12 protein-coding genes and 3 tRNA genes are annotated in these 8,814 nt (G+C 68.6%); 8 read left to right on the forward strand and 7 right to left on the reverse strand.

From position 1 onward, the window contains the following. The first annotated feature begins 23 nt into the window (after positions 1 to 23). A tRNA-Ser gene (locus A5730_RS05760) sits at positions 24 to 110 on the forward strand. An 18-nt stretch (positions 111 to 128) separates the two neighbouring features. Here the strand turns inward: A5730_RS05760 and A5730_RS05765 are convergent. Genes A5730_RS05765 through A5730_RS05775 form a run of 3 tightly spaced genes read right to left on the reverse strand, consistent with a single transcriptional unit; the run spans position 129 to position 2,435 of the window. Continuing rightward, entirely contained in the window at positions 129 to 320 is a 192-nt protein-coding gene (locus tag A5730_RS05765) for a hypothetical protein (RefSeq protein ID WP_055405523.1), read from the reverse strand. A 29-nt stretch (positions 321 to 349) separates the two neighbouring features. Next, positions 350 to 1,585 (reverse strand): lipase LipE, encoded by a 1,236-nt coding sequence (lipE, locus tag A5730_RS05770; protein WP_067896847.1) that lies wholly within the window; start codon positions 1,583 to 1,585, stop codon positions 350 to 352. A 25-nt stretch (positions 1,586 to 1,610) separates the two neighbouring features. Next, positions 1,611 to 2,435 carry a crotonase/enoyl-CoA hydratase family protein gene (locus tag A5730_RS05775; RefSeq protein ID WP_067896850.1) on the reverse strand — a complete coding sequence of 275 codons (825 nt, stop codon included), beginning with the start codon at positions 2,433 to 2,435 and terminating at the stop codon, positions 1,611 to 1,613. A gap of 23 nt (positions 2,436 to 2,458) precedes the next feature. Between A5730_RS05775 and A5730_RS05780 the strand changes: the two genes are divergently transcribed. Further along, complete coding sequence (locus A5730_RS05780; protein ID WP_197506162.1) at positions 2,459 to 3,043, forward strand: TIGR03086 family metal-binding protein; 585 nt, start codon at positions 2,459 to 2,461, stop codon at positions 3,041 to 3,043. 54 nt (positions 3,044 to 3,097) lie between these two features. Here A5730_RS05780 and A5730_RS05785 read toward each other — a convergent pair whose 3' ends face one another. Together A5730_RS05785 and hisC are read right to left on the reverse strand one after the other, a co-directional pair. Continuing rightward, positions 3,098 to 3,559 carry a DUF4334 domain-containing protein gene (locus A5730_RS05785; protein WP_067896856.1) on the reverse strand — a complete coding sequence of 154 codons (462 nt, stop codon included), beginning with the start codon at positions 3,557 to 3,559 and terminating at the stop codon, positions 3,098 to 3,100. An 11-nt stretch (positions 3,560 to 3,570) separates the two neighbouring features. After that, positions 3,571 to 4,638, reverse strand: coding sequence for a histidinol-phosphate transaminase (hisC, locus tag A5730_RS05790; RefSeq protein WP_067896859.1), 1,068 nt, complete (start codon positions 4,636 to 4,638; stop codon positions 3,571 to 3,573). 84 nt (positions 4,639 to 4,722) lie between these two features. Between hisC and A5730_RS05795 the strand changes: the two genes are divergently transcribed. Both A5730_RS05795 and A5730_RS05800 read left to right on the forward strand, forming a co-directional pair. Continuing rightward, positions 4,723 to 4,811 (forward strand) — tRNA-Ser (locus A5730_RS05795). Positions 4,812 to 4,856: 45 nt separating this feature from the next. After that, positions 4,857 to 4,929, forward strand: a tRNA-Arg gene (locus A5730_RS05800). Between the two features lie 88 nt (positions 4,930 to 5,017). On the opposite strand, the gene A5730_RS05805 is transcribed toward A5730_RS05800, so the two are convergent. After that, on the reverse strand, positions 5,018 to 5,530 hold the full coding sequence (locus A5730_RS05805; protein ID WP_067896861.1) for a hypothetical protein: 513 nt from the start codon (positions 5,528 to 5,530) through the stop codon (positions 5,018 to 5,020). A gap of 19 nt (positions 5,531 to 5,549) precedes the next feature. Further along, complete coding sequence (locus tag A5730_RS05810) at positions 5,550 to 6,548, reverse strand: phosphotransferase family protein (protein ID WP_231994637.1); 999 nt, start codon at positions 6,546 to 6,548, stop codon at positions 5,550 to 5,552. Between the two features lie 199 nt (positions 6,549 to 6,747). Between A5730_RS05810 and A5730_RS05815 the strand changes: the two genes are divergently transcribed. From A5730_RS05815 to A5730_RS25095, 4 genes are all read left to right on the forward strand, one after another. Beyond that, complete coding sequence (locus tag A5730_RS05815; protein ID WP_067896864.1) at positions 6,748 to 7,689, forward strand: class I SAM-dependent methyltransferase; 942 nt, start codon at positions 6,748 to 6,750, stop codon at positions 7,687 to 7,689. 51 nt (positions 7,690 to 7,740) lie between these two features. Next, on the forward strand, positions 7,741 to 8,151 hold the full coding sequence (locus A5730_RS05820) for an MmcQ/YjbR family DNA-binding protein (RefSeq protein WP_067896880.1): 411 nt from the start codon (positions 7,741 to 7,743) through the stop codon (positions 8,149 to 8,151). A gap of 103 nt (positions 8,152 to 8,254) precedes the next feature. Beyond that, on the forward strand, positions 8,255 to 8,518 hold the full coding sequence (locus A5730_RS24180) for a hypothetical protein (RefSeq protein ID WP_082459989.1): 264 nt from the start codon (positions 8,255 to 8,257) through the stop codon (positions 8,516 to 8,518). Continuing rightward, positions 8,515 to 8,670: a DUF6131 family protein gene (locus tag A5730_RS25095; protein WP_197506511.1), complete on the forward strand. Its 156-nt coding sequence runs from the start codon at positions 8,515 to 8,517 to the stop codon at positions 8,668 to 8,670. The genes A5730_RS24180 and A5730_RS25095 overlap by 4 nt, the downstream gene beginning before the upstream one ends. Positions 8,671 to 8,814 lie beyond the last annotated feature (144 nt).

Here is an 8,814-nt window from a genome sequence, read left to right on the forward strand (position 1 = left end):
CGAGTCCCGCTACCCTAATCAGCGGTGGCGTGGCAGAGCGGCCTAATGCACTCGCCTTGAAAGCGAGAGACGGCTAACACCGTCCGGGGGTTCAAATCCCTCCGCCACCGCTCTGAGCGCGGCGTCGGTTAGTAGCTGCGATCGCCCTCGCTGTCGTCGAAGAAGCGCCATTCGCCGTCGGCTTCGACCTCCATGCGCCAGCCCAGTTCGTTGCCCTCGACCGCCTCATCGGCGAACCACGCGTGCGCCTTGTCGGCGCTTTCGATGTCCTTGGTCGCGACGACGTCGCCCTTCGGGTTGAGCACTCGGTAGGTAGCCATGGCGGCAGTGTTCCCACCGCAGGGCGCGCTCAACCGGCGGGGATCTCCGCGGTGATCTTGTCCAGCAGGGCGGTGTAGCGCTTGGCTTCCGGATCGCGGCCGGGTTTGCCGCTGCTGACCACGCCGGCCGCCAGGCCGCGCGCCGGGTCGGCCCAGATCGCGATGTTGACCAGGCCGAGGTTGCCGAAGGCGTGCGGCGCGTGGCGCCCGAACGGCCCCCACCGGTCGGTCCCCAGGATGAAGCCGGTGCCCCACCGCGCGGGTTGCAGCCCGACGGCGAAATCCGGGCGCAATCGGCGGCATTCCTTGACAGCGCCGTACATCGTCTCGGGGCTGACCACCCGCACCCCGCCGAGAGTGCCGCCGCGACGCCAGATTTCGGCGAACCTCGACATCTCGTTGGCGGTCGAAACCGTGTTGGACGACGGGATGATCGTGGTGAGAAACAGCGGGGTGTTGGTGATGGGGATCTGCTCGTGCACCGTCCCGCCGATCGCCTTGCGGAAGATCTGCGCGACCACCGGCGGCAACGGTCGGCCGGTCGCGTGACTCGGGGCGACCAGGGGCAGGTCCTCCTTGGCGACGCCGAAGTTGGTCCACCGGAAGCCGAGCGGGTCGAGGATCTCGGTCGCCAAAATGTCGCGGATCTCCTTGCCGGTTGCGGCGTAGACGATCTCGCGAACGAGCGGACCCCAGGTGAGCGCGTGGTAGATGTGCACCAACCCCGGCCGGTACAGGGGGCGCAGCTCGCTCAGCTTCTGCTGCGCGTACTCATGGTCGTCCGCGCGTCGGACGTCCGGCTTGGGTCCGGTGGGGAAGGGCAGCCCGGCGCTGTGCGTCATGACGTGCCGGATGGTGATCCGGTCCTTGCCGTGGCTGGTGAACGTGGGGATGTAGTCGCAGACGCGGTCGTCGAGGGAGAACACCCCGCGCTCGACCAGCATGTGCACCACGGTCGCCGCCATCCCCTTGGCGGCGGAGTACACGCAGAACGGCGTGTCCGGTGTGACGGGGATCTTCTCGGCGTCGGGCGGGTCGGTCGGGGCGTTGCCCCAGCCGTGGCCGATGGCCCGGTTGAGGACGACGCGCCCGTTGCGGCGGAGGCACAGCTGGATGGCGGGGTGGAAGCCGGCCGCATACCAGTGTCGGGCGGCGTCCCAGATCCGGTCGGCGGCGGCGCCGTCGATCTCGGAATGGTCTTCCTCGCCGATCGTCGTCACGGCGTCCAAGTCGGCCGGGACGCGGATTCTCCCGTCTGATGTCACCTCAGCGAGGGTACGTGCCGGCGGATCACTCGCCGGTGAACCGCGGCGGGCGCTTCTCGAATGTCGCCGCGATGCCCTCGGTCAGGTCCTTGGACGGCAGGAAGGCCGCGTTCCAGGCGGCGACGTAGCGCAGGCTCTCCGACACGGCCGCGGCGCGCTGCTGGTCGAGGACGTCCTTGACGCCGTGGACGGTCAGCGGCGGGTTGGCGGCGATCTCGGCGGCGGTGGCGTGCGCGGCGGCCAGCGTGGCGTCGGCGTCGGCGTACACGTCGTTGACCAGGCCGATCTTCTCCGCGCGGGCCGCGTCGATGTCCTTGCCGGTCAGCGCCAGCTCGCGCAGGTGGCCGTCGCCCAGGATCAGCGGCAGGCGGGCCAGGCTGCCCACGTCGGCGACGATGGCGAGCTTGACCTCGCGCACCGAAAATTTGGCGTCGGCGCTGGCGTAGCGGATGTCGACCGCCGAGATCAGGTCGACGCCGCCGCCGATGCACCAACCGTGCACCGACGCGATGGTCGGGGTGCGGCAGTCCGCGACGGCGGTGATCGCGCCCTGCATCCGTTTGACCTCGCGGTGGAACACCGCGCGGGGGCCGGCCAGCGCGTCCCCGGACAGCAGCGGGGTGAACGACCCACCCATCGCGGGCACGTCCAGGCCGTAGCTGAAGTTCTTGCCCGAACCGGTCAGCACGATCGCCCGCACCTCGGGGTCGGCGTCCAGCGCCGCGAACAGCTCCGGCATCTCCGACCAGAACGCCGGGCCCATCGCGTTGCCCTTGCCCGGCCCGATCAGCGTCACCTGGGCGACGTGATCTTTCGTTTCCACCGTGACGGATTCGTATGCTTGCGCCATATCGAGACCGTAGCGTGGCAAATATGGCTCCTGATTTGCGGCCCGGCCCGCATTCCCCGCCCACCGACGAACTGCACAGCGCCGAGGACACCCTCGGGGTGCTGCAGCGGGTGCTGCACACCATCGCGGCCGACGACCTGTCCCGCCAGACGCCGTGCGCCCAGTTCGACGTGGCGGAGTTGACCGATCACCTGTTGAAGTCGATCACCGCGCTGGGCGGCATGGTCGGCGCGGAGATCCCCGAAGCCGGCGACGGTGATTCGGTGGAACGGCGGGTGGTCGCGGCGGCCCGGCCCGCGCTGGACGCCTGGCATCGGCACGGCCTGGACGGGTCCGTGCCGTTCGGCAAAGGGGAGATGCCCGCCAAGGGCGCCTGCGGCGTCCTGTCGATCGAATTCCTGGTCCACGCTTGGGATTACGCCGCCGCGGTGGGACACGAGGTGAACGCGCCCGAGCCGCTGTCCGAGTACGTACTGGGGCTGGCCCGCAACATCATCCGGCCGGAGTTCCGCGGTGGCGCCGGCTTCGACGACCCGGTCGACGTGCCCGAGGACGCCGGCGCGCTCGAGCGGTTGGTCGCCTTCACCGGCCGCGACCCGGCGCGTTAGTGCCTAGCTTTCAGGCCGAGTGTCCGGCCAGCCGCACACTCGAAGTCCGAGCGGCTACACCCGCTCCAGGTAGAAGTAGTAATACCGTCCGTTATCCCGGACGCCCTTGCCGTTCATGATGCCCATCACGGCGTCGTCGTCGATCTTCTTGAAGTGGTCGTGCACGGGCTGGCCGTCATAGACCATCGTCGCGGTGACCTCGCCGCGGAACTCTTCCAGCCACAGGCTGGCCTCGCCCTTGCCCATCTCGACGTTCGAGAACTTGTTGCCGTCGGCGTCGAGGCAGACCAGCGGCTGCACGTCGCGGACCGAGTTGAAGGTCTTGCCGAACCAGCCGGCCTTCTCCAGCTGACCGTTCATCCGGTGCCCGGTGCGGAACTCGCCGCCCTTCCACTCACCGAGCATGCCCTCGATGGTCGCGGGCTCGAGCCCCGCCCAGAAATCGTCGAGCTCGGCATCGGGGATGTCGCCGTCGCGCTCCTTGAACTCGGTGAACTGTTTGCGCGCCAAGTTCAACGGACGACTCCTTACGGTTCGGTGCGGGAAATCCAATCGCAGGCGAATTGCAACAGGGCGTCATTCTCCTCCACCGCACCGATGGTGACGCGCACCCCCTCGCCGGCGAACGGCCGCACCACCAGCCGCGCGTTGGCGGCCTGCTCGGTGAAGTCCTCGGTCCGAGCGCCCAGCGGCAGCCAGACGAAGTTGGCCTGCGACGGCGGCAAGGTGAACCCGGCGCCGCGCAGCTCGGCGATCACCCGGGTCCGCTCGGCGACCAGCGCGTCGGTGCGGGCCATCAGTTCCCCGGACGCCTCCAGCGACGCGATCGCGGCCGCCTGCGCGACGTTCGTCACCGCGAACGGCATGACGACCTTGTCCAGCGCGGTGATCAGGTCGGGGTGGCTGACCGCATACCCGACGCGCAGGCCCGCGAGCCCGTAGGCCTTCGAAAAGGTCCGCAGCACAACGACATTGCTGCGGTTGAGGGCCAGATCGAGGCTGCCCGGCAGCATGCCGTCGCGGATGTATTCGACGTAGGCCTCGTCGATGGCGATCAGGATGTGCGGCGGCACGGCCTCGACGAAACGCGTCAGGGCTTCGGGATCGACCACCGTCGACGTCGGGTTGTTCGGGTTGCAGACGAAGATCAGCCGGGTGCGGTCGGTGATCGCGGCGAGCATGGCGTCGAGGTCGTGGGTGTGGTCGGTCAACGGCACTTTGACCGCGGCGGCGCCGGACACCTGGACGATGGGCAGGTAGCACTCGAAGCTGCGCCAGCCCATCATCACCTCGTCGCCGGCGGATGCGGTGATTTGCACCAGCTGCTGGCACAGGGTGACGGAACCGCTACCGACTGCGATGTGTTCGGGGGCGACGTCGGGGCCCAAGTGCATGGCCAGCGCCGCCTTGAGGTCGACGCTGGCGTTGTCCGGGTAGCGGTTGACGACGGCAACGGCACGCTCGATCGCCGCATGCACGCTGGGCAGCGGGCCGTGCACGGTCTCGTTGCTGGCGAGTTTGATGGAGCCCGGCACGTTCTTGCCGGGCACATACACTGGCAATCCGGCCAGTTCGGGACGCAGGCGGGCGGTCACTTCGACAGTTTATGTCGCGAATGTGTACAGTATGGCCGGTTCCGCGAGACCGGAAAGGGGTCGGGTACCCTCGAAAAGTCCAAGGGAGGCGTGCCAGAGCGGCCGAATGGGGCTCACTGCTAATGAGTTGTCCCCCTCAAAGGGGACCGGAGGTTCAAATCCTCTCGCCTCCGCTGACTCCTGTTGGAGGAGCACAACGCAAGACAACTGAACGACCGGCGCCCGTAGCTCAACGGATAGAGCATCTGACTACGGATCAGAAGGTTAGGGGTTCGAATCCCTTCGGGCGCGCTCTAATCGCCCTGGCCGCTTCACATCCCCGTTGATCCCTGGCCGAAAACCGTTGTGTCCCAGCCTTGCCGGCGACGGGACGAAATCCCTACCGTCCCCCGAACGGGCCCCCGAACGGCCCGCGGCGCGGGGGAACCGTCACGGTTTGGGTGACGGTGCTGGTCTCGGTGCTCGGCGAGGCCGTGACGGTGCTCGGCGGCTCAGTCGTGGTGGGGGTCGGGGTGTCGGTGCTGGGGGTGTCGGTGCTCGGCGGGGGCGCCGTCTCGGTGACGGTCTCGGTCGGCGCCACACCGCCACCGCCGCCGTGATGCCGAGACGGTTGCGAGGTCGTGGTGGTCACCGTGGTGGACGGAATGGTGGTGGTGGTGGTCGTTGTCGTCGCCGCCGGGCCGTGGGCGGGCGAACCCGTCGCGAGTTTGACCACCGCGAACACCAGCGCGGCGAGCACGATCACCCCAAGCGCGCCGGCCGCGACCAGCGCCGCCGGACGGCGGTACCACGGGGTGGGGGGTTCCGGCTCGGGCGCCGGCTCGTCGTAGTACCCGCCATACGCGGCCTGGGTCGGCTCGGAGTAGAAGTCGGGTTCCTCTGGGTAAGGCACGAACGCAGATGTTAGTGGATCAGGCGGCGCCGTCGATGAGGCGCAGCGCCCGCTCGAACAGGTGCACCGTGGCCGCGTGCAGCTGATCGCCGACCTCTTTTTCGGCCTTGCCCGCGCAGGCCCGCGCCAGCGTCCCCTCGATCACGATGCCCAGCTTGAAGCAGGCCAGCACGGTGTACCAGGTGATGTGGGACAGGTCGCGGGTGGTGTTGGCGGCGTAGCGTTCGAACAGCTCGTCGGTGCTGGCCAGCCCGTCCTGACCGCCCAGGGCGTGGCTGAACACGCTGGACCCGTCGGGCTGGCGCCAGGTAGCCAACAGCCAGCCCAGGTCCAGCAGGGGGTCGCCGATGGTGCACATTTCCCAGTCGACGATCGCGACCACGTCCGGCCCGGTGCGGGAGAACATCACGTTGGCGGCGTGGTAGTCGCCGTGCATGATGCCGGGTGTCCAGGTTGTCGGCCGGTGGCGGTCCAGCCAGCTCGAGACCTCCTCGATGCCCGGGATGTCGGGCCCGGGGTAGCCGTCGTACTCGCTGTAGGAGTCCAGCTCCGAAAGCCAGCGCGGCACCTGGCGTTCCAGGAAGCCCGACGGCTTGCCGAAGTCGGCGAGACCCACCGCCACGTGGTCGACCGCGCCCAGCTTGGCCAGCGCGTCGGCCATCGAGAGGCCCATGCCGTGCCTCACGCTGGGATCGCCCGCATGCAACGGCGGCAGCCCCTCACCGGCGTTGAACCCGTCGACCGGGTCCATCAGATAGAAGACGGCGTCGCCCAGCACGCCGGGGTCCTCGCACGCCGCGATCAGGTGCGGGTGCGGCACATCGGAGCCGGCCAGTGCGGCAAGGACTTTCGTTTCCCGCAGGATGACGCTGTTGCTCCGCGGGCGTAGGTGGCGCGGCCCGCGCCGCAGCACGTAGGGCCGGCCGGCCCGGGTGAACCGGAGCATGACGTTCTGGGTGCCACCGGTGACGGCGGAAACATCCTGAATCGGGCCCTCGCCGAGCCCCCGCTCCGACATCCATGCCGCTACGGCGTCGAGGTCGACCCCGGCCACGGCCAATTCGTGCGGCGTGCGCGTCATCGCGGCGCTCCCTTCGGCAACCTGTGGGCCCACTGGGAAAGAGCGTAAGTCACCGCCTGAACCCGGCCGGGGGTGGCGGAGGCTGGAACAATAGTGTGCGGAACTAACTGACTCTCGGGCCTGGAAGGGACTGGCGATGCCGCGTACCGACAACGACTCCTGGGACATCACCCAAAGCGTGGGGGCCACCGCATTGGGCGTCGCCGCGGCGCGGGCAGCCGAGACGGCGAGCGACGACCCCCTGATCAACGATCCCTTCGCGCGGGTGTTCGTGGACGCGGCGGGCGAGGGCATGTGGAGCATCTACGCGGATCCCGCGGCGCTGGCCAAGGCGGTGGAGCTGGAGCCGGAGGTGGGGTCGCGGATCCAGCTGATGATCGACTTCATGGCCACGCGCACAGCGTTTTTCGACGAGTTCTTCCTGGGCGCGGCGGACGCCGGCGGCCGCCAGGTGGTCATCCTGGCCGCCGGCCTGGACGCGCGGACCTGGCGATTGCCCTGGCCGGACGGCACGGTTGTCTACGAGCTGGACCAGCCCAAGGTGCTGGAGTTCAAGTCCAACACACTGCGTGACCACGGCGCCGAACCTAGGGCGCAACTGGTGAACGTCGCCATCGATCTGCGGCAGGACTGGCCAACGGCGTTGCGGGAGGCCGGGTTTGACCCGTCGCGGCCGGCGGCCTGGTCGGCGGAGGGCCTGGTTCGATACCTGCCCGCGCAGGCCCAGGACTTGCTGTTCGAGCGCGTCCACTCGCTGAGCGCGCAGGGCAGTTGGCTCGCCTCCAACGTGCCCGGTGAGGGTTTCACCGACCCCGACATCGTCCGGCGCCAGCGCGAGGACATGCAGCGCATGCGGGCCGCGGCGGCCAAGCTGGTCGACGCCGAGATCACCGATTTCGACGACCTCTGGTACGCGGAGGAGCGCACGCCGGTCGACGGCTGGCTGCGCGAACGGGGCTGGGACGTCGCCACGGCGACGTTTTCGGAGTTGATGGCGCGCTACGGCCGGCGCGTACCGCAGGGATCCGAGCAGGCGATGCCCCCCACCCTGTATGTCTCCGCGCAGCGCCGCGGCTAGGGCGGACGACACTCAAACGCCCACGCGCACATGGCCGCTACCCTCACCGGTGTGGCTGATCGACCGGCGCGAGTGCGCGACGTGCACGAAATCGCCGCGTCGATGCCGCACGTGCAGCGTCTGGAGGGCCCGAAGGGCAACGCGATCTATCAGGTGGGCGGCAAGTCTTTCGTCTTCTTCCGCACGCCGCAGCCCGATGCCGCCGATCCCGACACCGGCGAACGATATGCCGACGTGATCATGCTCTGGGTGGAGTCCGAGAGCGACAAGCTGGCGTTGATCCAGGACCCCGCGTCCCCGTTCTTCAGCACCGACCACTTCGACGGGCATCCCTCGGTGTTGGTGCGGGCCGCCCGGCTCGGCGAAATCGGCAGGACGGAGTTGGCCGAGCTCATCCAGGACGCGTGGCTTTCGCGGGCCTCGAAGCGGCGGGCCGCGGCGTGGCTCGCCGAGCACGCCTGATCCCAGCGGGCTCCGCTGGGGCACTGCCGAATTCATCCCGGGCCATGTTTAGACGCAAGTCGAATGGGTAACTACCGTCCACGAGAAATTTTTCTCGTCCACATTGGAGGTCACCATGCGTGGCAGCGGAATCATCGGCACCATTGCCTTGGTATGGCTGCTGATCGGGGTTTTTGCGGCATGGCAACGCGATTACTTCAAGGGTGACTCAACCAGTTGTGTCACGGCTGGAAACATCGCGTTGACCGTGGTCGCGGGCCCTTTGAATTACGCGGGCGTCAACCCGAAAGTCAAGGATTGCCATGTCCCGCAGCCCAGCTCGATGCCCAGCAGCATAGAACCCCTCACATTAAGGAAAGTGTCATGATTGTCCTCGGTGCGATCCTGCTAATTCTCGGATTTGTTTTCGGTATCCATTTGCTGTGGGTACTCGGTATCGTCTTGCTCGTTATCGGGGCCATCTTGTGGATTATGGGCTCCGTCGGGCGTCCAGTCGCCGGCCGGCGCTACTGGTATTAGCCACCTCGCCGGGGAAAACGGAATCGGGGGGGGGGGGGGGGGGGGGGGGGGGGGGGGGGGGGGGGGGGGGGGGGGGGGGGGGGGCGGGGCGCGGCGCCGGCGGGGGGGGGGGGGGGGGGGGGGGGGGGCCGGGCGGCCGGGGGC

It is taken from the genome of Mycobacterium sp. ACS4054, from assembly GCF_001667275.1.
GTDB lineage: Bacteria > Actinomycetota > Actinomycetes > Mycobacteriales > Mycobacteriaceae > Mycobacterium.